This window comes from Dyadobacter sp. CY312 (assembly GCF_021390535.1).
Classification (GTDB): domain Bacteria; phylum Bacteroidota; class Bacteroidia; order Cytophagales; family Spirosomataceae; genus Dyadobacter.
The window spans coordinates 525,150-549,411 of record NZ_JAJUXG010000003.1; the positions used below are offsets into that span (position 1 = coordinate 525,150).

17 protein-coding genes are annotated in these 24,262 nt (G+C 41.9%); 14 read left to right on the forward strand and 3 right to left on the reverse strand.

Annotated elements, in window-relative coordinates:
* Nucleotides 1-16: 16 nt before the first annotated feature.
* On the reverse strand, nt 17-3,163 hold the full coding sequence (locus LZG71_RS06430) for a TonB-dependent receptor (RefSeq protein WP_233818168.1): 3,147 nt from the start codon (nt 3,161-3,163) through the stop codon (nt 17-19).
* A 1,288-nt stretch (nt 3,164-4,451) separates the two neighbouring features.
* Here LZG71_RS06430 and LZG71_RS06435 point away from each other — a divergent pair.
* The 5 genes from LZG71_RS06435 to LZG71_RS06455 all read left to right on the forward strand — a co-directional run bounded on the left by LZG71_RS06435 (nt 4,452) and on the right by LZG71_RS06455 (nt 12,469).
* Nucleotides 4,452-7,622, forward strand: coding sequence for a SusC/RagA family TonB-linked outer membrane protein (locus LZG71_RS06435; RefSeq protein ID WP_233818170.1), 3,171 nt, complete (start codon nt 4,452-4,454; stop codon nt 7,620-7,622).
* Nucleotides 7,623-7,643: 21 nt separating this feature from the next.
* Nucleotides 7,644-9,374 (forward strand): SusD/RagB family nutrient-binding outer membrane lipoprotein, encoded by a 1,731-nt coding sequence (locus tag LZG71_RS06440; protein WP_233818172.1) that lies wholly within the window; start codon nt 7,644-7,646, stop codon nt 9,372-9,374.
* A gap of 27 nt (nt 9,375-9,401) precedes the next feature.
* Nucleotides 9,402-10,256: a hypothetical protein gene (locus LZG71_RS06445; protein ID WP_233818174.1), complete on the forward strand. Its 855-nt coding sequence runs from the start codon at nt 9,402-9,404 to the stop codon at nt 10,254-10,256.
* 154 nt (nt 10,257-10,410) lie between these two features.
* Nucleotides 10,411-11,655: a pyridoxal phosphate-dependent aminotransferase gene (locus tag LZG71_RS06450; protein ID WP_233818176.1), complete on the forward strand. Its 1,245-nt coding sequence runs from the start codon at nt 10,411-10,413 to the stop codon at nt 11,653-11,655.
* A 25-nt stretch (nt 11,656-11,680) separates the two neighbouring features.
* A complete protein-coding gene (locus LZG71_RS06455) occupies nt 11,681-12,469 on the forward strand; it encodes a queuosine precursor transporter (protein WP_233818178.1) in 789 nt (262 codons plus the stop codon).
* 79 nt (nt 12,470-12,548) lie between these two features.
* Here LZG71_RS06455 and LZG71_RS06460 read toward each other — a convergent pair whose 3' ends face one another.
* Complete coding sequence (locus LZG71_RS06460; protein WP_233818180.1) at nt 12,549-13,316, reverse strand: RNA methyltransferase; 768 nt, start codon at nt 13,314-13,316, stop codon at nt 12,549-12,551.
* On the opposite strand from LZG71_RS06460, the gene LZG71_RS06465 reads away from it, so the two are divergent.
* From LZG71_RS06465 to LZG71_RS06495, 7 genes are all read left to right on the forward strand, one after another.
* Complete coding sequence (locus tag LZG71_RS06465) at nt 13,316-15,841, forward strand: BamA/TamA family outer membrane protein (protein WP_233818182.1); 2,526 nt, start codon at nt 13,316-13,318, stop codon at nt 15,839-15,841. The genes LZG71_RS06460 and LZG71_RS06465 overlap by 1 nt on opposite strands.
* 115 nt (nt 15,842-15,956) lie before the next feature.
* A complete protein-coding gene (miaB, locus tag LZG71_RS06470) occupies nt 15,957-17,426 on the forward strand; it encodes a tRNA (N6-isopentenyl adenosine(37)-C2)-methylthiotransferase MiaB (protein ID WP_233818184.1) in 1,470 nt (489 codons plus the stop codon).
* Between the two features lie 81 nt (nt 17,427-17,507).
* On the forward strand, nt 17,508-18,800 hold the full coding sequence (locus LZG71_RS06475) for a sigma-54-dependent Fis family transcriptional regulator (protein WP_233818186.1): 1,293 nt from the start codon (nt 17,508-17,510) through the stop codon (nt 18,798-18,800).
* A gap of 5 nt (nt 18,801-18,805) precedes the next feature.
* Nucleotides 18,806-19,369: an LptE family protein gene (locus LZG71_RS06480; protein WP_233818188.1), complete on the forward strand. Its 564-nt coding sequence runs from the start codon at nt 18,806-18,808 to the stop codon at nt 19,367-19,369.
* Nucleotides 19,370-19,426: 57 nt separating this feature from the next.
* Complete coding sequence (locus LZG71_RS06485; RefSeq protein ID WP_233818190.1) at nt 19,427-20,083, forward strand: hypothetical protein; 657 nt, start codon at nt 19,427-19,429, stop codon at nt 20,081-20,083.
* Nucleotides 20,084-20,140: 57 nt separating this feature from the next.
* Nucleotides 20,141-20,518, forward strand: a complete 378-nt coding sequence (gene secG, locus LZG71_RS06490; RefSeq protein ID WP_233818192.1) for a preprotein translocase subunit SecG — start codon at nt 20,141-20,143, stop codon at nt 20,516-20,518.
* 100 nt (nt 20,519-20,618) lie between these two features.
* Nucleotides 20,619-21,200 (forward strand): TIGR00730 family Rossman fold protein, encoded by a 582-nt coding sequence (locus tag LZG71_RS06495; protein ID WP_233818194.1) that lies wholly within the window; start codon nt 20,619-20,621, stop codon nt 21,198-21,200.
* 49 nt (nt 21,201-21,249) lie between these two features.
* Here the strand turns inward: LZG71_RS06495 and LZG71_RS06500 are convergent, their stop codons facing one another.
* Nucleotides 21,250-21,957 carry a hypothetical protein gene (locus LZG71_RS06500; RefSeq protein WP_233818197.1) on the reverse strand — a complete coding sequence of 236 codons (708 nt, stop codon included), beginning with the start codon at nt 21,955-21,957 and terminating at the stop codon, nt 21,250-21,252.
* 237 nt (nt 21,958-22,194) lie between these two features.
* Between LZG71_RS06500 and groES the strand changes: the two genes are divergently transcribed.
* The gene (gene groES / locus LZG71_RS06505) at nt 22,195-22,491 is read left to right on the forward strand and encodes a co-chaperone GroES (protein WP_031526862.1); all 297 of its coding nucleotides are present in this window, start codon (nt 22,195-22,197) and stop codon (nt 22,489-22,491) included.
* A gap of 55 nt (nt 22,492-22,546) precedes the next feature.
* Entirely contained in the window at nt 22,547-24,178 is a 1,632-nt protein-coding gene (gene groL, locus LZG71_RS06510) for a chaperonin GroEL (RefSeq protein ID WP_233818198.1), read from the forward strand.
* The last annotated feature ends 84 nt before the right edge of the window (nt 24,179-24,262 follow it).

Genomic DNA, 24,262 nt, shown 5'->3' on the forward strand with positions numbered 1-24,262 from the left:
GCTTTTATCTTTTAAATTAGAAAGTAAGGTTAAGACCAAAGGTGAATGCACGAGCCTGAGGAATAGAGTTACGCTCGATACCTGATGCCAGGTTAGAATCTCCGTTTGTCGAAATCTCAGGATCCACACCTGAATATTTCGTCAATATGAAAGCATTGTTAACCTGAGCATATAATCTCAAACCTGTAATCCCCGTTTTTCCAAACACCGAAGATGGGAAGCGGTAACCCAATGTTGCGGTCTGAAGTCTTAGGAAGTCACCTTTTTCTACGTTTTCGCTGATAAGGAACGAAGAACCGTTAGAGATGTTATCTCCATAAACCGCTCTTGGTATGTTGGTAATCTGACCTTCAGTTTTCCAGGCGTTAAGAACCTCAACAGAGTTATTCCATATACGCTGATCAAGCAAACCGGCACGGCTACCGTTGTAAATGTAGTTACCTCCCGAGAATGTGAAGTTAAGTCCCAGGTCAAAGTTTCCATACTTAAAGGTGTTATTAAATCCACCATACCAGGTTGGCAATGTATTACCCAATATCTGCTGTTGGTTAGAAGCAGAAGTTGCAGCTCCGCCAGCAAGTGTAGTCCAGGCATTTGCCCCTCCCTGATGCATATATTGTACCTGAGTACCATCAAGTCTGTTAAAAATACGGCGTCCGTTCGCTGAATTCACACCTGCTGTTTGCACACCATAAATCTGAGCCGCAGAATAGCCAACCTTTGTAATGTTGGTTGCTTCAAGACCTGAAGTATTTGTCAGGATCGGGGTATCGTCATTTACAAGAGACGTTACCATGTTCTTGTTAGAAGAGAAGTTCAGGTTGGTAGTCCAGCTGAAAGCACCTTTGTTAATCGGCACAGCAGTAATTCCTAATTCAAATCCTCTGTTATACATGGAACCTACGTTAGAAAGAATCTTATTTTCTGGAACACCTAAGGAAGGAGGAAGAGGAACGTCCAAAATCAAATTGTTGATATCCTTGTTGTAATAGTTCGCCTCCAAAGTAATACGGTCGTTCAGGAAACTAACATCCAATCCAATGTTTGTTTGCTCACTAGTTTCCCATTTAAGATTCTTGTTACCAGCCTGGTTAAATGCAAGTGTTGGAGAAGCCCCATAAAGTGAAGATCCGAAAGTGGAGTAAGATCCATAGGCATTTCTAACATTACCATTACCCACTCGACCCCAGCTTGCTTTCAATCTTAAAGAAGACATCACATTGCTAAGCTTAGATCCTTTGAAGAACTCTTCCTCTGAGATTGTCCATCCTGCGGAAACACCACCAAAGTTACCCCATTGATTTTCAGATGCCAAAGCAGAGTTACCGTCACGACGGTAGTTTCCACTTATGAAATATTTACCTGCATAGTTATAACTTACACTACCAAGATACGCCTCGTATGAAACTTGAGTTATGCCATTACCAGCCGCAAGGTTTGTACCGAAGTTTCCTTGGAAATCAGTAAAGAAATAATCTGCCAGTCCCTGACGTTCCGCTCCCCAGTTGGTAGTTCTTCTCTCTTGAGCATCCGTACCCACAACCAATCCTAAGTTGTGTTTTCCAAACGTTTTGTTGTATTGTAGCGTATTGATCCAGTTCCAGTTATCTGCACGCTGATATCTGTTGTATGCATCACCCTGCATACTGTAACCATCACCATTGTATGGGTTCCAGAAACGGATGTCTTCAGTGTTTCTTCTATCCCATGAATAGGTAGTTTTGAAGATCAAACCTGGCATCAAAGTGATCTCTGCTCCAAGGTTAGAAATCAAGCGATTGTTTTCAGACGTGTTTTTATCCAAATCAATGAGAGTCGCAGGATTAGCGAACTGAGAAGCCAACAGATTGTTCTTACGTCCAAGCGTATTGTTCTCCAGGTTGTAGCTACCGTCTTCGTTGTATGCAGGCAGGTTAGGAATCTGATTCATAACCATACGTCCAAGACCAGAAGATCCAAATGCACCATCCGGGTTCGATCCACTCGCAGGAGCTTTGTTCAACGAATTGTTGTAGTTGATATTGAAAGTCAATCTCAACCATTTGGTGGCTTTGTGATCCATGTTCAAACGTGCCGAACGACGCTGGAAAGAGTTTGCTTTCAAAAATCCATCCTGATCCGACAAACCTGCCGAGAAGTAGTATGAAGTTTTGTCAGTACCACCCGTTAAAGAAACATTGTGGTTTTGAGAAAATGCAGTTCTGAAAATAAAATCTCCCCAATTGGTATCTACCATTGAACCATCTGCATTGTAAGTTGGTAAAAACGAACGGTTCTGTGCATCACGTTGGTTTGCCGCAATAGCATTTGGGTTTAAAGCCAATGCATTAGCAATAGCACCATTTTTGTGATCCATGTATTGTTGTGCGTTCAAAACCTCAGGAACACGTACCGCGTTACTTACACCAGCCCAGCTATCAATCGTAACTTTGGCACTACCACTTTTACCTCTTTTAGTTGTGATAAGTAACACACCCGCAGCAGCTCTTGATCCGTAAATCGCAGACGATGCAGCATCTTTCAGGATATCAATAGATTCGATATCAGCAGGGTTGATATCACCAAGCGGATTATTGGTTGTCGCGTTAGCAGAAATATTGTCTGCAGTAATAGGAATACCATCTACAACAACCAATGGGAATGAGCTTAGCGACAAAGAGCTAAGACCACGAACACGGATTACAGGTGGGTTGTTCAAAAGTCCATTAGGCTGAGTGATGTTCACTCCAGCGGCCTGTCCTGTAAGGCCTTGTCCAAAACTTTGAACCGGACGTTCAGCGATACCTTTACCTTTAATGGTGGAGGCAGAACCGGTAAATTCAGTTCTTTTCTGAACCGCATAACCTGTTACAACCACTTCGCTAAGTTCAGTAAGGTTGGCAACAAGCGCCACGTCAACAACTGACTGACTTCCTACTGCAACCTCTTTTGAGTTCATTCCCACAAAACTGAACACAAGCGTCGCTCCATTTGAAGCAGTTGTTAGACGGTACTTACCGTCCGCATCTGATGTTGTACCGGTTGTTGTTCCTTTAATAAGAACCGACACACCCGGAAGTACAGATCCATCGTCACTTGATGTTACCGTTCCGGTAATTACCTTGTCCTGAGCCAGAACCAGTCCAGAGCAAAACAAGAAAAAAATCAATAAATAACTCCTCATACGTTATTAATTAGTTAGGTTGGAAAAATAAAAAAACAGCAAAACACTGATACGATACAAACTACTACTCACTCTCTCGGGAAGCGGAGGTATGCCCACCTATGACCAGCCATCATTCACAGGTTATCTAAAATACGATTGCCATAGTCAGGTTTTTTAAACCGACTAGCTCAACGATAAACTGATGAGGTGCAAGTGCATCCTTAGAATTGAGTTGTTTTAATTTTGAAAGAGTGCGAACAGAAATTGTCGGCGTTGCAAAGAAGGGAGGAGAGGATAAATCATAGTTTATAAAGTTAGGTTTGTTATGCTATTATTATGTTGCAAAAGTAATTATTGTTTTGACCATCACAATAAAAAATTACAGATTTATCAAAATATACTTTGGCTCACACCCGTAAAATGGCAAATTTTCTACCAAAAAACATATTCTTTGCCAATTTTTCAATTGAACGGATTTTTAGCCTTTCATGCCATTTCTTACTTTTTTACTAACGAATCGAAAAAAAATTTAGATAATTCTTATTAATGGCGCATTAATGCAATCAAAATCCTACTTTCCACAGAATGCCTCCGGCATTTTCGACTCAATGCCAAAAACTTCAAAAATAAATTCCTTTCCATGCCTAAGTACGACTCGAAATCTTAGTATAATACAATTATACCGACAAAAATTTTGATTTACATTTCATTATTAGTAGAGCCATGAGCTTAATCCGTTGTTTGGTCGTGCCTGAGTTCACCATCGGACGCTAATAGCGCAAACTCTATGTGTTCACACGACAACCTCCTGACTTTAGCACCTTTATCATCGACAGATGGGAGCTCCTAACTTTAACGGGGAAACGCTGCTCAGCTAAAAATTATGAAAAAAATTTAAGAAGTAACTGAAGGCCTACATTGGTCATTTGAGATTCTCTCAGCCAGATTTTCAGGAATAAATTCTTCAAATAATGTAATTTATAATAATTACAAACAAGCAGAACAGGTGACGTTATGCATGCATAATAATATTTCGAAAAAAGCACTTTTATTTATAATAAAATATGAATATTCAGACAATTCAAGTAATTTCTTAACAAAAATTTCACATTTCAACATTTACCCGGCATTTCTAATAATTTACAACTATTGCAAAAAAAGAGCACTGTAAAGAGTGTAAATTACCAAAAAGCCGCGCAAAAGCGCACTGAATTTCAAAATATGAAATTAGATAAATGGAAATAGGCAAAACAATATTTATTTTTGCTCTGTTAAATTCTAACAAACTATAACCAACCCATATCGTATGAGGAATACTATATTATTCTGCTTCGCGACATTAATGCTTTTTAGCTTACATGTCTTCGGGCAAGACCTTACCGTAACCGGAAAAGTATCCGGAGAAGACGGTTCAACGTTACCTGGTGTAAGCATTGCATTAAAAGGTACAACCCGTGGCACCACCACGAACGCCGAAGGTTTTTACTCTATTGAAGTACCGAACAGCGGGACATTGTCGTACAGCTTTATTGGCTTTGAAACACAGGATGTTTCAGTGGGCGGTCGCTCAGTAATTAACATTACGCTTAAAAGTGATGTAAGTGTATTGAATGAAGTTGTTGTAACGGCATTGGGTATCAAAAGGGAGTCACGTGCTCTTGGTTATTCCGTTGCTCGTGTGGATGGAAGCCAGCTGGTTAGAAAAAGTGAGCCGGATCCATTGAAAGCACTTCAGGGAAGAGTTGCCGGTGTTGACATCAGAACGTCACAAGGAACACCAGGTGCTGCAACGAAAATTCAGATCCGTGGGAATACTTCGTTTTTCGGATCGAATGAGCCTTTGATCGTTGTTGATGGAATTCCATATAACAACTCACAAATTACTACATCAAGCCAGACTTCGGGTGGTGGGGCTTATGCGAATGGTTTATCCAGCCTTGACCCGAACGACATCGAAACAATGAACGTATTAAAAGGTGCCGCAGCAGCTGCTCTTTATGGTTCACGTGCTTCGAATGGTGCGGTGATTATTACAACGAAGTCGGGAAGCTCAAATCCTGGTAAAAAAGGAATGGAAGTTACCTATTCAGGATCATTTGCAGCGGAAACAATTGCTAACCTGCCTGACTATCAAAACCTTTACGGAACAGGGTCATCTTTCAATTACGCTAACGCAAACGGCTCATGGGGATCTCCTTTCGCTTCAAGAGATTCTATACCCGTTTGGGCTGATTACCTGAATGCATTCCCAGGTTCTTTTCCTGCAAGTGGCAATATGGCTTATCGCGCTGTTCCTAATAACGTGAAAGACTTGTTCAGAACAGGTAAGATGTGGGACAATTCTGTCAACATCTCAGGAGGAAACGAGAAATCATCAATTAGTGCAACCATGTCTTTCCTGAAACATTCAGGTTATGTACCAAATTCAGGGTTTGACAGAGGTAGTATCGGTTTGGGTGGTAGTACTAAATTGAATAACGGTCTGACTGTAAATGGTGCGTTCAGTTATTCTCACACCAACCAGGCAGGAGGTATTTTCGGAGAAAACCAGGTTGAAGGTGCTTCTTCTTCTTTTGCGAGAACTTTGTTCTTAGGTCGTCACTGGAATTTCGCCGGTCTTCCTTATGAAGATGCAAGAGGTTTCCCAGTATCCACAGCAAATGCACAATATGACAACCCGCTGTGGTCTTGGCAGCACAACACCGTAAATACTAAAAACGACCGGGTTACAGGAAACGTAGGATTTGCGTATGATATCAATTCGTGGTTGAGCGCTAGTTACCGTCTTGGTGTTAACCAGTTCAGCATGTTCCGTCGCGAAGTTGTTGATCTTGGATCACGTGGATCTGGTGGACTTGGAGAGATCAAAGAAGCCAATTTTGCCAACAAAGAAATCGAATCTATTTTCCTTTTAAACTTCAACCCTGCGCCTATTGGCAAGTTTGATATTAAGGCATTTCTTGGTCACAATGTAAACCACCGCGATAACCGCAACCAGCTTACTACCGGTACACAGATCGTAGCGCCGGGCATTTATACGCTAACAAATACCAAAACACAAGTTGCTGATGCTTCAAATCTTACAGAAAGAAGAATCTGGGGTATTTTGGGAGAGGTAAGTGTAGGATACGACGATATCGCATTTCTTACTATTGGTGGTCGTAATGACTGGTCGTCAACACTTCCAAAAGCAAATAGAAGCTACTTCTACCCAAGTGCTTCTCTTGCAGTGAACATGTCTCGTGTATTGAATATTCCGGAAGAAACTTTTTACGGTAAGCTAAAGGCTAGCTGGTCTAAAGTTGGTCGTGATGCAGATCCTTATTCTTTAATGAACACTTATCAGGTAAACACACCTTTTAACGGAGGATCAAGTGCTTCTATTTACCCAACAGCTGCGAATCCAAACCTGAAACCTGAATATACCACAGACCAGGAAATTGGCGCGGAAATGTCGGCATTTAAAAGAAGAATCAGCCTAGATCTTGCAGTATACAAACGTGTTTCGAAAGACCTGATCGCTCCTATCACACTGCCTGCTTCTTCAGGTTTCAATGCTACCTATGATAACTTCGGTGAGATCACCAACACCGGTGTGGAAGTTGATCTTAAGTTCGTGCCGTTACAATTGAAAGATTTTGAATGGAACTTTCATATAATCTACACTAAAAACAAGAGTATTGTAACAGACCTGAAAGATGGTGTAACCTTGTTGCCTATCGCTTCTGTTCTTACCAGCATTCAGCCTGTGGCTATTTATGATGAGAAAAGGGGGATAGTAGATCAGCCTTATGGCGCACTATATGGAACAAAGTCCGCGCGTGACGAAGAAGGCAATTTGCTGATCAATCCTGTTACCGGTGATCTGATCACATCTCTTGAACCAGGTGTTGTAGGTAATCCTAACCCCGATTTCAAAATGGGTTTCAGCACGGGCATCAAATACAAAGGCTTGTCTTTGAACGCATTGCTTGATTATACCAAAGGTGGTGATATGTATTCTGTAACAGTTACTTCATTGCTGGGCAGAGGGGTTACAAGAGATACAGAAGACAGAGAGACTAGCTGGGTTATTCCAGGATACTATGGTGATGCGGAAAGTGGAAAACCTATATTGGTGGATGGTGAGAAAGTTAGAAACACTACTGCCATCAGCACAAACGGACTATACTTTGGAAATTCTTTTGCCATCAACTCCAACACTGATATGCAAATATATGATGCAACAGTATGGACTTTGAGAGAGGTTTCTTTGGGATACGATTTACCAAAACAATGGTTTGGTAAAACGCCAATTGGCTCTGTTAACCTATCCGTAAGCGGAAGAAACCTTTGGTATTTTGCTCCTAATATGCCGAAATACACGAATTTCAATCCTGAGTCTGCTAGTTACGGTGCGAGCAACGTATCAGGTATTGAACTTTCGGCTGCGCCAACAACAAAGAGATTTGGTGTGAACTTGAGAGTTACGTTTTAATCAAACAAGCATTATCGAACAATGAAAAAATCAATCATATATATAGTTGCCATATTATTTATGGCCTCGGGTTGTACCAAGGACTTCCTTGACATCAACACAGATCCGAATAATCCGACAGACATTTCTGTAAACCAGCTTCTTCCAAGTGCGGAGAGAGGACTTGCATCTGTGTTGGGTTATACCAACGACGCTCGTGGTGCAAGAGGAATCAGTACAGTACTTTCTGTTTACATGCATCAGCTGTCAACACGTGAATCGCATGATCAGTACGGTGCTACCAGCTCTGAATTTAACATCAATGGCTCGTGGAATGGAATGTACAGTCCCCAAGCTTCTCAAGGCTCACCAGATTATGTAGGCTGCCTTCAAAACCTGGAAATTCTTATTGAAAAAGGAGAAAAGGACGGCAATTTGAAATATGCAGGAATCGGTAAGATTCTAAAAGCATACGCGTTCAGTATTCTGGTTGACCTTTACGGCGATGTGCCTTTTTCGGAAGCGAACAAATTCTCGACCGAAGACAAGATACTATATCCAAAGTTTGACAAGGGAGATGAAATATATCCTCAGCTTCTGGCTATGCTGGATGCGGGTATCGCTGATATCAACAATGCAGGAGCAAAAAATGCACTTACTCCGGCAACCGACGATCTTTTCTATCAGGGAAGTGTGGCGAAATGGGAAAAAGCTGCAAATACAATAAAACTGAAACTTTACAATCAGATTCGTCTTACCAAAGATGTGTCTGCTGAAGTGAAAGCGCTTTTGGCTTCCGGCAAAATATTTGCATCAACGACGGACGGACTGATGTTCAATTACGGAACAAGTATTTCTCCTGATGACCGTAATCCGGCCTACTCTGATTATCCTGCGGGACAAAAAGGAAATTACATCAGTCCCTGGTTCTGGTCAATTATGAATGGTTATAACGCGTCGGTTCTTACAGGAATTAAAGATCCTCGTCTTCCTTTCTATTTCTACAAACAACTTACCAACGCTGCAACATCAGCTGCACAGAATGCGACTGAATTCCGCGACGGAGGTTTTGTTTCAATTTATTTCGGGTCAGTAGGCCGTAACCGCGACTGGTCACAAGATGCAAGTATGACAGTTTTAGGTGTGTATCCTGCCGGTGGTAAATACGACGACCAGTCTGGCGCTAAAATCAGTGCTACAAGTGGTACCGGTGCCGCACCATTAAAACTGCTTACTTACGCTGACCGTCTGTACATTGAAGCAGAATTGATCAACGCTGGTCTTGCAACTGGTGATGCAAAAGTTGTATTTGACAAAGCACTTACTGAATCTCTCGCACTTGTTGACTACGTATCAGGCAAAGCAGCACCTACTGCTCCCAAGTTGGTGGGTACCGCTGCGGCAAATGATTACAAAACGAAAGTGAGTACTGCTTTCGCAGCCGCTACAAAAGAAAAGCAGCTAGAAATGATCATGACTGAAAAATGGATCACAAGTTTTGGTTTTAGCGTTGATCAATACACGGATTACCGTCGTACTGGCTACCCTATCCTTTTCAATCCAAAAGATGCTACTATGGCTCCAAACGGATCCGTTCAACCTCCGGTAAAGGGCGATCCAACTATTTCCGGTGATCAGGCTCCTGTTCCTGTTCAGTTGTCAAGAGATTATCCCCGTTCCCTTCCATGGCCTTTGGAAGAACTTCAGGTAAACTCCTCGGCTCCTGCGCAAAAGGTACCTTCTACTTACAAAGTGTTCTGGGATAAGAAATAGTCATTCATCATAGCAATAACATTAATTATGAAAAATATAAAATTAGTTTCCTCACTATTGCTCGCGATGTCGCTGTTTGTAGCTTCGTGTAGCTCCGATGGAAATGGAAATTTACCTGATCTTGAAAGGGTACCTATTCCGTTGTTAAAATTAGATGACAAAGCCGATGTACTTATCCAGGAACCTGCTGAGTTTAAAGGCAAGTTTACCGTGGATATGTATTTCAAAGACGATGTTGCACCAAAACAAGTGGATGTAGTGGTTGCAAAAAACGGAGATTATAAAACCGTCAAGGTTATCCAGGCTGCCGTAACTACTTTCCCTGTAACAGTTGACGTAGACGCAGCTAAGTTAGCAACGGCTTTCGGAATGACAGTTAGCCAGATCGTTCCTGGTGATTATTTTGAGGTTGGAGCAAACATTGTTACTCAGAGTGGACTAACCATACCTGCTTTTAGCGAGTTGTCAAATCAGTTTTCTGCTGATATCTCCAACTTCCCGGGGTCAAGCCTTTCTCTGAAATATTCTGTGGTTTGTCCGCTTGATGTGGATGAATTTGTAGGAAAATTCACAATCGAGGATCCTGGTTTTATGGAGTATGACTATCCAGTAACAGTAACTCGTGAAAGTGAAAATATACTCGTTGTCACTGGTTTCGTAGATGATCCAAAATCAGTAATTAAAGTGACTATCGACCCGCGTACGGCCAAAGTTTCGGTGCCTTCCACGCTTGCTACCCCTTCAATATTTGGGTACAACAACCTTAGAGTTAAAGGAGATGGGGAAATTAATGCTTGTGAAAATACCATCACAATTAATATGAGCTATGATGTTGACGAAGGTAGTTTCGGATCATACGCTTTAACAATTACAAAGCCATAAGAGTCATAAAATAGCTTTTAGATTAAAAGGCCCTGCCGAACTTATGTTCAGCAGGGCCTTTTACTTAATTGCATTCAGGCAGAATGTGACTAGCTCATATACTTGAAACAGTATTTTCCTTACCTTTGAAACCAAATAGCAATACAATCCGCTCATGGAATTTTTAAAAAGCCAGCGCCTTAATAATCTTAAGTATGAGATTAGAGGTGCTACCTACCAGAAAGCACTGGAACTTGAAAGCCAGGGTTTTAAAATCCATAATCTGAATATCGGCAATCCTGCCCCCTTTGGTTTTGATTCTCCGGATGAAATCGTACACGATATCATCATGAATCTAAGAAACGCTCAGGGCTATTCGGACTCCCGCGGACTGTTTGCTGCCAGAAAGGCCGTGATGCATTACACGCAGACAATCGGCATTCAGGATGTGGAAATTAATGATATTTTCATTGGTAATGGTGTGAGTGAGCTTATTTTGCTTTCCATGCAGGCATTGCTGAATCCCGGTGATGAGGTGCTGGTACCGAGCCCGGATTATCCGCTCTGGACTGCTTCTGTGGCATTGAGTGGTGGGAAGCCGGTTCATTATGTATGTGATGAGCAGTGGGACTGGAACCCGGATCTGGAAGATATGGAAAGTAAGATCACCTCCCGTACAAAGGGGATCGTTCTGATCAATCCAAACAACCCAACCGGTGCAGTTTATGAAAAAGATGTTCTGATCCGCATTGCTAAAATGGCAGAAGAGCACGGACTGATCATTTTCTCCGATGAGATTTATGACAAAATTCTTTATGATGGGGCCGTCCATTATCCGATGGGCACTTTGGTGACTGATACTTTGTGTGTATCCTATGGTGGTTTATCAAAAAATTACCGTTCCGCTGGTTTTCGTGGCGGGTGGATGATTTTGAGCGGTGCCAAACAAAAAGCAAAATCTTATATGGAAGGTTTGCTGTTACTGGCAAGTCTTCGGTTGTGTGCCAACGTACCAACGCAATACGCAATACAAACCGCGCTGGGTGGATATCAAAGCATAAAAGAGCTGGTGGCGCCTTCGGGCAGGTTGTACAAACAGATCAACCTGGTTTACGATCGCCTTACCTCCATACCCGGAATTACCTGCGTAAAACCGAAAGGGTCGTTATATGTATTCCCCAAAATTGACCTTAAAAAATTCGGTCTTAAAAACGATGAGCAGTTTGTTTACGACCTTTTAAGTGAACAAAAAGTACTGGTGGTAGCCGGAACAGGATTCAACTATGTGAGTGATGATCATTTCAGGATTGTGATTCTGCCAACGGTAGATGAGCTGAATCAGGCGATGGACAAGCTAGAATTTTTCCTGGAAAACCACCGCGTGTTATCAACTCGTACAGTTGAAGACATCATTGCATAAAACGATCTCAACACCTCTCAAATAAATGACATCTCCCGACCAATCTTTGCAGGAAGCCAAGAGACAACGCCTGTTTTTGGTTTTATGCGGCATATTTCTGACCAATGCACTGATTGCTGAAATTATAGGAGGTAAAATTTTTTCGGTGGAGGCTTTACTGGGAATCCCTCCGGCTCAACTGCTGATCGGAGGACAAAGGCTGGATTTCAATATGACGGCAGGCGTAATAAACTGGCCTGTCGTTTTCATTACCTCAGACATTATCAATGAATACTTTGGCAGAAAAGGTGTAAAAAGAATCTCTTTTCTTACCGCAGGATTCATTGTATATACTTTTATCACTGTTTTGGTAGCAACCAAACTACCTCCTGCCCAGTTTTGGCTGGATATTAACGGAACGGATAATCAGGGAAACGTTTTTAACATTAATGATGCTTTTTCCCGCATCTTCAATCAGGGACTTGGTATTATGGTCGGTTCCATTGTTGCTTTTTTGCTGGGACAGCTTTTGGATATATCTGTATTTTCCTGGCTGCGGAGAAAAACAGGAGGTCGCTTTATCTGGCTTCGTGCCACAGGGTCAACCATGTTTTCGCAGTTAATCGACAGTTTCCTCGTGATTGCTATCGCCTTTTACGTATTCGGAAACTGGGATATGAAGCAAGTTTTCTCTGTGGGAAGTATCAATTACCTGTATAAAGGTATGATCGCAATTTTGCTGACTCCACTACTGTACATCGCCCATTATTTTATCAACAATTATCTGGGCAAAGACTACGCAGAAGAACTGACCCATAAGGCTGCTCACGAGTGATGACAGGGAGAACAAGAAAACTGTACCAACCGATGCTAATTGGTGATTCATTACCGTTCAGTCCGGCCTGTGCGGTCCGCTAAACAGTATCCAGACCGGCACCTCTTCTCATGTTGTCCAGAATTACTGCCGTTGCAATACCGACATTGAGTGACTCAGCTTCTCCAAATCTTGGAATTGTGATCCTGTGCGTTACATATTTCTCAACCTCCTCACCCACTCCATTGGATTCGTTGCCCATCACAATGTAACCTCCATCATTGGGAAATTTAAAATCGTATAAGGATGCGCCTCCCAAAAAAGCTCCTGCGACCATCTTATCTTCTGCATTTGTTTTAAGATATTCGACAAGATCCGCGTAAAAAAGATTGATTCTCGTAAATGAGCCTTTGCTTGCCGCAATAACCTTCGGATTATAGACGTCAGTGGTGTTTTCAGAACAAACAATTTTCTTTACGCCATACCAATCCGCTATTCTTATGATGGTGCCCAAGTTCCCCGGATCACTAACATCATCAAGCACAAGCACATATTCTGAATCCTCTGCACGCAAAAAAACATTCTCCTTCGTTTTGACTACTGCAAGGCATGAATCGTTGGTTTGAAACGAACCCAATCCCTGTAATTCGGTTAATGTGACTGTTTCAAAAAGAGTTTTGTGCTGGCTTGAAATACTTGAGTATTTTTGTTGAAATTCCTGGGTGGCTAACACAAACTCAATGACAAAATCCGAGTTGAGTAATTCAAGTACGCTTTTGGCACCTTCCACAATGAAAGACTGATTGAGCTGACGGTATTTTTTGATTTTCAGCGAGTTAACGTACTTAATACGATTTTTAGAAAGCATTGAATAGTAAGTATAAGTTTACATATTGTAAGTATCTGCTCCTTTTTCTCATTGGACTGTCTTCCTGTGCCCGGAAGCAACATGTTCGGTCCAATGGTTATTATCTGGGCAATTCCTACATCAAAGGAAATCTTGTGGTGAGCGACTCAGAACTTGATGCGCTCATCCCTCAAAAACCCAACCGACGCCTGTTAGGCTTACCGGTATTTCCTTATGTTGGCCTTTATCGCTTCGGACAGCTTTTCTACGTGAAAGAAGAAAAGCAGAGAAAAGTAATTGAGGTGACGCAAAATTATCAGAAAGAATCGCGTTTACACGAAAACAACCCAGCAAAGCTCGAAAAAATACAGCGCAGGTACGGCAAAAAACTGGACCGGGCGCAGACAAGAGTAGACAAGGGTAACTTTTGGATGAGAATCCTCGGCGAAGAACCGGTCTACTACATTAATGGGGAGGTAGAGAAAAACGCAGAGAAAATGCAGAAATACCTTTACAACAACGGTTTTTTTCAGTCTACAGTAACATTCAAACCAGACACCACATTTAACAGAATCAAGATCAACTACTTTGTAACTGAAAATCGCCCAACCATCATACGGAATGTTGATTATGTGATATATAACGCTTTCGTGGATAGTTTACTTACTGCAAATAAGAAAAGTGCCACGCTTGTAGCTGGAAAACGATATGATGGAGACGCGTTTGAAGAAGAGCGTGTACGCGTGGAAACGCTACTTCGGAATGAAGGTTATTTTGGATTTTCGAGACAGAATGTTACTTATCTTGTGAATGACACACTCACGAATCCTAAAACAGATAGTGTATTCAAACAGGTGGATGTTGCCGTTCGGGTTGATATGGAATCTAATGACAGTGAGCTCGCGCGGTATACTTTCTCTTCCATAAACTTTGAAGTTTTACCTCCTGCCGGTTTACCGGATTCACTGTTCCGTAAAAACGTATCCAATTTCAGGAATATCCAATATTCATTTACCGACAAAAAGTTTTCGACAGCTATTCTGGATAGTAAAATACAGATCAGACCCGGCGAATTGTATAGCCAGCAAAAGGAACGAGACACGCAACGACAACTTTCGCTAACCGATCAGTTTCGTTTCATCAACTACAGTTATAAGCTGGATTCCACCGGGCATGGCATACATGGCACTTACAAAGCCATTCCGCTCGACAAATATCAGTTTTCTACCGATGTGGGTCTGAATGTGATACAGCTACAAGGCGCTCCGGGTCCTTTTGCTAACCTCTCTTACAAGATCCGGAATGTGTTTAACGGACTTGAAAACTTTGAAGCCAATGTTCGTGGAGGTATCGAACTGGTGCCCGGATTCCTCAATAGTGATGACATTTACAGAAGTGAAGAAATTGGACTTAATACTTCCATATTATTTCCTAAATTATTAATACCAGGTAATTATTTCAGTAGAAAAGTTGCTGCCTACAATCCCCGGACACAGGTTGGTGTGGGCTACAACTTTGTGAGAAGACCTGAATATTCCAGAACCAACTTCAAAACGGCGCTAACATACTCCTGGCAGCCCAATGTAAATACATTATATAACTTATCGCTTGTTGACCTCAACGTCCTAAACACGTCCAGAAAGAGCGAAAAGTTCAGCAACCTGCTTGACACACTATTTCTTCAGGGTAACAATCTTCGCAATAGTTTCCTCAAATCCTTTGTTTCGGATGTGAATTTTACCTACGTTTTTAACAACAATCCCATCGCTGGTCCACCACAGCATGCCCGTTACTTTCGCCTTTCACTTGAATCAGGAGGTACGTCTCAGAATATTTTCCCGGCGCAAAAGCAGCTTATCAAGTACATTTTTCAAGATAAAGCTGGCGATCTTCAGTTCTACAAATATCTCCGCTGGAATGTCGATTTTCGGAAATATTGGCCAGTCGGCAGACGATCATCGTTCGTAGCCCGAGTAAACAGCGGTGCGATTCATAGCTACGGAGATAACAATGAATCTCCTTATGAAAAATATTTCTTCGCTGGTGGTTCCAATAGTGTGAGGGCCTGGTTGCCAAGACGACTTGGACCTGGTTCCTCTGCACCGCGGCTCACCAATAACATAGACGGTACAGAAAACAATTTCTCTTTCGAAGCACCTGGTCAGTTTCTATTGGAAGGAAATCTTGAATGGAGGGGACACCTTGCCGATTTCTTTGGGGATATCAACTATGCTTTTTTTATTGATGCAGGTAATGTATGGAGTTTTAACAGCCAGCAGAAGGAACAGAATATCAAAGCCAGCAATTTACTCAAAGACATAGCCGTCGGCTCCGGATTTGGTATACGTTACGACCTTTCCTTTTTTGTCCTTCGTTTCGATTTCGGAGTAAAAGTCTACGATCCGTCTGTTGAGATTACCGAAGGCGATAATGCATCAGGCAAAAGAAGGGGATTTGTGTTAGACGAATTTGATTTCCGCAAACCATTTAAAAGAACCCAACCCAATTTCCTGAACATCAACCTGGGCGTAGGATATCCTTTCTGATACTGTTAAAATTGCTTAATCCTGCGATTTCAACATTCTGCCAGTTTGGCAGTTTTTACTTATTTCTTCGTACCTTTGCGATTCAATTGCAGACTACCAAGAATACCTTTGTCAGATGGAGAACAGAATTGCAGCGAGTTTAAAAATATTAACAGAATCGGATAAAGAGGCTTGCGAAACAGTACGGATTTCTGAAAATGAGCCATCTGTTGGCAAAAAAACACTTTTCATTGAAAGCTATGGCTGTCAGATGAATTTTGCCGACAGTGAAATTGTAGCCTCAGTAATGCGCAACGCAGGCTTCGCCACCACATCCGATGCAGAAAATGCAGATCTTGTTTTCCTGAATACATGTGCGATCAGAGATAACGCGGAGCAGCGTGTCAGAACAAGACTAAAACAGCTAAACGTATATAAAAGAAAAAGACCCGGGATGCTCATCGGCGTGCTTGGCTGTATGGCAGAACGCCTGAAAGCGAAACTGCTGGAAGAGGAAAAAATGGTTGATATCGTCACCGGTCCTGATGCTTACCGCGATCTGCCACGCCTTGTTGAAGAAGCAGAAACGGGCCAGAAAGGTGTTAACGTTTTTCTGTCCAGAGAAGAAACTTATGCAGATATTTCACCGGTAAGGCTGAACTCTAATGGTATTACCGCATTAATTTCTATCATGCGCGGCTGCGACAATATGTGCAGCTTTTGTGTGGTACCATATACCCGTGGTCGCGAAAGAAGCCGTGATCCTTTTTCTATTGTCAAAGAAGCACAGGAGTTGTTTGATCAGGGTTATAAAGAAGTAACACTGCTTGGACAAAATGTGGACAGTTACAAATGGAATGGATCCCCGGAAGGAGGAAATGAAGCAGCATTTACTCAGATTAATTTTGCCAGACTTCTGGAAATGGTTGCGCAAATCAGCCCGGAGCTTCGGGTTCGGTTCAGTACCTCGCACCCGAAAGATATTACGGATGAAGTTTTGTATACGATCAAAAAGTATGACAACATCTGTAAATACATACATCTTCCTGCTCAGCACGGAAACAATCGCGTGTTAGCGATCATGAATCGGACTTACGACCGTGAGTGGTATCTGGAAAGAGTGGACAGCATACGTAGAATTCTTGGTGAAGAATGTGGTATTTCTCATGATATGATTGCAGGATTTTGTACCGAAACAGAGGAAGAACATCAGGATTCACTTTCGTTACTGGAAAATGTCAGATTCGATTTCGGATATATGTTCTCCTATTCCGAACGACCGGGAACGCCGGCTGCTAAGAAATTTGTGGACGACATACCAGCTGACATCAAGCAAAGAAGACTGGCTGAGATTATAGAGATTCAGCAACGGGTCTCAGCAGAAAAAAATCAGAAATTGATCGGAACGGTTCAGCGGGTACTCGCCGAAGGATTCTCAAAACGTTCGCAAGACGATTTATCTGGCCGCAGCGACCAGAACAAGGTAGTTATTTTCCCCAAAGAGAATTTCAAAAAGGGTGATTACGTAAATGTTCTGATCACAGAAACAACTTCGGCAACGTTGCGCGGAAAAGCGCTGATTGAAGAAGAGGTTAACCAGTACTAACATGTTCGTGACCAGAGAGAACCTCCGGCACTAACTATAAAACGGCTGAACGCATGCAGTTCACAGCCACCTGCTATCTTAATGGATTCATCAGAAATACAAGCAGTAAAGAACAGATTTGGTATTATTGGCTCCTCACCGGTGCTCAACCACGCTATCAATGTAGCGATTCAGGTTGCTGCTACGGATCTTACCGTTCTCATTACGGGAGAAAGCGGTAGTGGAAAGGAGTCATTTTCTAAAATTATACATAGTATCAGTTCCCGTAAACATGGTCCTTTTATTGCCATCAACTGTGGAGCTATTCCGGAAGGGACGATTGATTCGGAGTTATTTGGTCATGAAAAAGGTGCATTTACAGGCGCGCTGGACTCAAGAAAGGGATATTTTGAAACGACCAATGGTGGCACTATTTTCCTGGATGAAGTAGGTGAAATGCCAATAGGCACACAATCGCGGTTGCTCAGGGTGTTAGAAAATGGCGAATACATACGTGTTGGATCTTCCAAAGTGATGAAAACGAATGTACGTGTTGTTGCTGCAACCAACGTAAATCTTCTGGAAGCGGTTAATAACGGAAAATTTCGTGAAGACCTTTATTACAGGCTGAACACTGTGCCAATTTATGTTCCTCCGCTTCGTGACCGGGGAGAAGACGTACTGTTATTGTTCAGGAAATTTACCAACGATTTCTCGGAGCGCTACCGAACCAAACCTGTGAGACTGGATGCCGAAGCTCGTGATGTGCTGATGCAATACGCATTTCCGGGTAACATCCGTCAGCTTAAAAACATTGCGGAGCAGATCACCATTCTGGAAACGGATAAAGAATTACCAATCAGTGCACTTACGCTCAACCATTACCTCAATCCCATTCAGCCGTCTGGTAGAAAAGCGCTGGTTCCAATGCGTACTGCAGAGGATTCGTCCAATTCATTTTCGGAAAGAGAACTTTTATACAAGGTACTTTTTGACATGCGCCGTGATGTAACCGAACTAAAAAAGCTGGTGCGGAGCGTTTTAGAAAATGAGAAGTACGGAGGAGAAATTTTAAAGGATCATCAGGAATTATTCAGTTCGTTGAACACTCCTGAACCCGCCATTTCACAACCGACCATCGAACCTGCACGACTTCTTACCCCTCATCAGCGCAATGTGGATCTGGACAGATATTCTGACGAAAGAAGTGAAATTGAAGATGTAATCCACGTCACTGCGGAAGAAGAATCACTTTCGCTGGAAGACAAAGAGAAGGAAATGATTATTAAGGCTTTGCGAAAAAACAACAACAAAAGAAAGTACGCTGCAAGTGCATTGGGCATATCGGAAAGAACGTTGTATCGCAAAATCAAACAGTACGATATTGAAGAATAAAAAATATGATAAACAATTTGTTCAAAATGGCATCTGTGCTTAAAAGTATCTCTGCTTCATCTGTGGCAAGGGTTACTTTGATATTCTTAATTCTTAACTCTTCATTTTTCCTATCCAGCTGCGGTATTTATTCGTTCAGCGGTACCAACCTGTCTCCTGACCTTAAAACTTTTTCGGTTATCAACTTCACTATGGGAACTGCGGGCGGACCAGCTAACCTTCCCCAAAGGCTGACAGAACAATTGAAGGAATATTTCCAGAAGAATACCAGTCTTACCATTCTGCCCAGCGGAGGGGATCTGATTCTGGAAGGATCCATTACCGGATATGACGTAACTCCGGCGGCTACCACAGCCAATGACCAGGCGGGACTCAACAGACTAAACGTTACTGTGCAGGTGCGGTTTACAAACGGAAAGGATGAAACCAAAAACTTTGATCAGTCTTTTACTTATTACGCCGATTTCCCTCAGGAACAGACGCTTGACCAGAATGAGGCACGATTGTTACCTACCATTCAGGAAAATCTTATTCAGCAAATTTTCAATAAATCGGCAGCTGACTGGTAAGAGCCGTTCATTTTCTGTAATTTCATCTTTTAATTTACTTTAAAACCCTGGCGGTTCATGACAATTGTTGATAAGGATACGTTCAATAATTTGGTGAAAAACCCAAATGAACTGGGTACAGAAGTGATTCCACAACTTGAAGCTACAATCAAGGCCTTTCCTTATTGCCAGATCAACTATTCCCTGCTCGCCAAGGCTTCCAGCATTTTTGGAGCAGACGAACTGGAAAGAGCTAAGCCGCTCGCAGCAGCCTATGCTTTAAGCCGCATTGCCTTGCAAAATCTCGTAGAAGGACATGAGCGGTACGATACTTCTGTTAACATCGAAAAAATTGTTGCCGGTAAGGAGCCACTGATTGCCGAAGATACTGAGGACGTTCTTGCAAAACTTGGTGAACAGGAAACCACTGATCACTCTTTACTGCGGTCGGAAGAACAAAAAAGACAGCAGCAGATAATACAGGGTTTCATGAAAAAAAATCCGCGTATCATCAGGCAGGAAAGCAACGTTGAACCCGTAACAATTGACGTTGCCGGCAGAGTTGCACAGTCTGGAACGGGAATGATTGAAACAGAAGCCTTTGCCAAAATTTTGCTTCGGCAGGGAAAAACGGACAAGGCAATTGACCTCTATCAAAAATTGATCTTGAGAAATCCGGAAAAAAGGAATTACTTTGCGAAAAAATTAAGTGAACTGAACCATTCAGGAAAGTAAATCTTATTTATTATTGTTGATTATTTACGCATTCATTCATTCTATATTATTTAAGGCATGTATTTGGGTTTGATTATTTTGGTTGCGATCGTCGCAGTATTGTTGATTCTGGTAGTATTGGTTCAAAATTCTAAGGGCGGTGGTTTATCCAGCGAATTTAGCGGAGCAGGTACAACACAAATGTTCGGTGTTAAAAAAACCACCGATTTGCTCGAACAAATTACCTGGGGTCTGGCAAGCGCGGTTATCTTAATTTCGTTGGCTTCTTACATTATTGTAGGTGGCAGCAGCGATGGTGGCGCGATCAGAAGTGTCAACATTGAAAAAGCACAGAACACTGCAGTACCAGGTGGCAATATTGCTCCTGCTCCGGCAGCTGGTGGCGAAGCAGCTCCGGCAGCACCAGCTACTGCTCCCGCAGATACTACGAAATAGGTTTTATATTAAAAGATAAATTACAGCTCAAACAAACAGATCGACCTGTTTGTTTGAGCTGTTTTCTTTTACAAGTTGTTAGTAACCAGATCAATTTCAAATGAAAAGAATTACCGTATTTTGCGGTTCAAGCTTCGGCACCGACCCTGTATATCAAACCAAAGCAACTGAACTTGGAGTTGCTTTGGCAAAAAGAGACATCCAGCTTGTTTATGGCGGCGCAAATGTGGGATTGATGGGTGCAGTAGCCGACGGTGCACTAAGTGAAGGCGGAAAAGTAATTGGTGTGTTACCTCATTTTTTGCAAACAAAGGAAATTGCTCATGAAGGTCTCACGGAATTGATTTTGGTACAAAGCATGCACGAAAGAAAAACCAAAATGAATGAGATATCCGATGGTGCAATTGCTTTGCCGGGAGGCTTCGGAACACTTGAGGAACTGTTTGAAATACTTACCTGGGCCCAGTTGGGTCTTCATAAAAAACCCGTTGCCATTCTAAATGTTGATGGTTTCTACGACTCCTTAAACTCTTTCATTGACGTAATGGTTGAAAAAGGTTTTCTAAAATCAGCCAACAAAACAATGCTTCTGGTGAGTGATAGTATTGACGATTTGTTAACACAGATGAGTGAATACAAGGCACCCGAAGTTGGAAAATGGATTTCCAACAAGACCGTATAGGCAGCTATTTCTTTATAAATTCAGGAGGATGAATGTTGTCAGAGCTCAATCAGGCAACATTCATCTGCTTAAGCATCATTTTTTTCGCTACCGGAAGAAGAGTCTCCTGCAAAGGATATTCGTATTTTGACTCTACGATGTACGTAGCGGGATTGGGTAAAGACTTATTTCGCTTTACAAGATCCACCTTGATCTGCGCCAGTGAATTCCCGAATCCAAGTCGCACGGAATCCACAAAAACGGTTTTCAAATATCTTTCCTGCATTTCTGTATAAAGTGCCAGTTCATACTGAAAAATCGTGATCATACTTTCAAGTGTATGACAAAAAAACAGGTAGCCTTCCTCAATTCGCAGTGGAACAATACCCACCGGCGAAATTTTGATATTTTCTCCCACCTCAGAAAATCTCTCTGTTCCTTCTTCCAGCATTTTCGAAAAACCAGGAATCGCATAGTCCAGAATCTGATTAAATTCATTGATATATGAATCTTCCTGGTACTTGTCTTCGTAAATCAACTCCCAGGATTTGACATTAACACCTTTCAGATCTTTTGGCATGAAGTGCCTTATTGCCTGTTGATTTGCACGAATTCGAACACAAGTATCAAAATGCAGCTTTAATTCGGGAAGATACGGATAGAGTTTATTGGCAGTAAACTGTATTCCGATGTGCTGCAGATATGCCATGAGCACATACTTTTTGTATTCAAAATCCAAAATACCCTCGGTCAGCCAATCATTGTGGAGTTTTGTCATGATACAGATCACTTTTTATACGGACAGAATTTAAACATTTGTCTCAATAAAGCAAAATATTTACATCACTTGACAGACTCAATACACCAAAAATCATATCGAAACACGCCAACATACAAAATTGTCACAATACGACTGAAAAAATGTCAGACTCATCACGTTGGCATAGATTGTGCTAATGATAAAGCAGTCAATTCAAATTACTGACAATCATAAAATAATAAACGTTTAATATCTATGTCAACTTTAGCAGAAATACAAGTGAACGTACAACCTCTGGCTGATCGTGTTCTTGTAGAACCAGCCCCAGCCGAAGAAAAAACAGCATTTGGTATCATCATTCCTGATACTGCAAAAGAAAAACCACAACGCGGTACTGTTGTTGCAGTAGGACCAGGCAAAAAAGATGAGCCACTGACTGTGAAAGTTGGTGACACCGTATTGTATGGCAAATACTCTGGTACAGAACTGGCGTACGAAGGAAAAGATATCCTTATTATGCGTGAATCAGATATCTACGCCATCATTGGTTAATATCTGAACCATTATCCGTTTAAATTTTAAAAGTTAATTCAAATTATTAATAGGTATGTCTAAGAAAATATTTTTTGATACCGAGGCCCGCGATAAGATAAAAAAGGGTGTTGATACATTGGCTGACGCCGTTAAAGTTACATTGGGACCTCGTGGACGTAACGTGGTAATCGATAAAAAATTCGGTTCTCCAAGCATCACTAAGGATGGTGTAACTGTTGCAAAAGAAATCGACTTGAAAGATCCTATCGAAAACATGGGTGCTCAGTTGGTTAAAGAAGTTGCTTCTAAAACTGCTGACTCAGCGGGTGATGGTACTACTACTGCAACGGTACTTGCTCAGGCAATCTATTCTATCGGTGTTAAAAACGTAGCTGCTGGTGCAAATCCAATGGATTTGAAACGCGGTATTGATAAAGCGGTTGCTGTTATCACTAAAAACCTTGAAGCACAGAAAAAAAATATTTCTACTTCAAAAGAAATAGCTCAGGTTGCAACTATCTCTGCCAACCACGACGAAGAAATCGGTAACATGATTGCTGAGGCGATGGAAAAAGTTGGTAAAGAAGGTGTTATCACTGTTGAAGAAGCTCGTGGTACTGAAACAGAAGTTAAAACTGTTGAAGGTATGCAGTTCGACCGTGGATACCTTTCTCCATATTTCGTAACGAATACTGAGAAAATGGAAGCTGATCTTGAGCGTCCATATATCCTTATTTCTGAGAAGAAAGTTTCTTCAATGAAAGAACTTCTTCCTGTATTGGAAGCAGTAGCTCAAACTGGCCGTCCTTTGCTTATTTTGGCAGAAGATGTGGACGGAGAAGCATTGGCTACATTGGTAGTTAACAAAATCCGTGGCGCCTTGAAAGTTGCTGCTGTTAAAGCTCCTGGTTTTGGTGATCGTCGTAAAGCAATGCTTGAAGACATCGCTGTAATCACTGGCGGAACAGTGATCAGCGAAGAACGCGGTTTCAAACTTGAAAACGTTACTTTGGATTATCTTGGTACTTGCGAAAAAGCAATTATCGACAAAGACAATACAACTTTGGTTAACGGAGCAGGAAATTCTGAAGATATTCAGGGTCGTGTAAACCAAATCAAAGCGCAGATCGAAAATACAACTTCTGATTACGATCGCGAAAAACTTCAGGAACGTCTTGCTAAATTGTCTGGTGGTGTAGCTATCCTATACATTGGAGCTGCAACTGAGGTTGAAATGAAAGAGAAAAAAGACCGTGTTGACGATGCTTTGCACGCGACTCGTGCTGCTGTTGAAGAAGGTATCGTAGCAGGTGGTGGTGTGGCTTACATCCGCGCAACTGCTGCTCTTGACGGATTGGTTGGAAACAACGAAGACGAAACTACCGGTATCAACATCATCCGTGTAGCTCTTGAAGCTCCTTTGAGAACAATCGTATCTAACTCTGGCCAGGAGCCATCTGTTGTAGTTGCGAAAGTTAAAGAAGGAACTGGCGCTTATGGTTACAATGCGAAAGACAATGTTTATACTGACTTGTTGGAAGCAGGTATCATAGATCCTAAGAAAGTTTCACGTCTTGCTTTGGAAAATGCAGCATCTATCGCTGGTCTGTTGCTTACAACAGAATGCGTAATTGCTGACGAACCAGAAGAAGCACCAGCTGGTGGTGGCCATGGTCACCCAGGTGGAATGGGCGGAATGATGTAATTCATAACCGCTTATAAATCAAAAAGCCTTCCGGAAATTTCGGAGGGCTTTTTGATTTATAAGCGGAGAAGTTAAAGAAGTTAT

Coding starts and splice junctions, on each gene's coding strand:
- groES (WP_031526862.1), top strand. CDS start 22,195: ATGTCAACTTTAGCAGAAATACAAGTGAACGTACAACCTCTGGCTGAT.
- LZG71_RS06475 (WP_233818186.1), top strand. CDS start 17,508: ATGGATTCATCAGAAATACAAGCAGTAAAGAACAGATTTGGTATTATT.
- LZG71_RS06495 (WP_233818194.1), top strand. CDS start 20,619: ATGAAAAGAATTACCGTATTTTGCGGTTCAAGCTTCGGCACCGACCCT.
- LZG71_RS06435 (WP_233818170.1), top strand. CDS start 4,452: ATGAGGAATACTATATTATTCTGCTTCGCGACATTAATGCTTTTTAGC.
- secG (WP_233818192.1), top strand. CDS start 20,141: ATGTATTTGGGTTTGATTATTTTGGTTGCGATCGTCGCAGTATTGTTG.
- LZG71_RS06445 (WP_233818174.1), top strand. CDS start 9,402: ATGAAAAATATAAAATTAGTTTCCTCACTATTGCTCGCGATGTCGCTG.
- LZG71_RS06485 (WP_233818190.1), top strand. CDS start 19,427: ATGACAATTGTTGATAAGGATACGTTCAATAATTTGGTGAAAAACCCA.
- miaB (WP_233818184.1), top strand. CDS start 15,957: ATGGAGAACAGAATTGCAGCGAGTTTAAAAATATTAACAGAATCGGAT.
- LZG71_RS06455 (WP_233818178.1), top strand. CDS start 11,681: ATGACATCTCCCGACCAATCTTTGCAGGAAGCCAAGAGACAACGCCTG.
- LZG71_RS06480 (WP_233818188.1), top strand. CDS start 18,806: ATGATAAACAATTTGTTCAAAATGGCATCTGTGCTTAAAAGTATCTCT.
- LZG71_RS06440 (WP_233818172.1), top strand. CDS start 7,644: ATGAAAAAATCAATCATATATATAGTTGCCATATTATTTATGGCCTCG.
- LZG71_RS06500 (WP_233818197.1), bottom strand. CDS start 21,957: ATGACAAAACTCCACAATGATTGGCTGACCGAGGGTATTTTGGATTTT.
- LZG71_RS06450 (WP_233818176.1), top strand. CDS start 10,411: ATGGAATTTTTAAAAAGCCAGCGCCTTAATAATCTTAAGTATGAGATT.
- LZG71_RS06430 (WP_233818168.1), bottom strand. CDS start 3,163: ATGAGGAGTTATTTATTGATTTTTTTCTTGTTTTGCTCTGGACTGGTT.
- LZG71_RS06460 (WP_233818180.1), bottom strand. CDS start 13,316: ATGCTTTCTAAAAATCGTATTAAGTACGTTAACTCGCTGAAAATCAAA.
- groL (WP_233818198.1), top strand. CDS start 22,547: ATGTCTAAGAAAATATTTTTTGATACCGAGGCCCGCGATAAGATAAAA.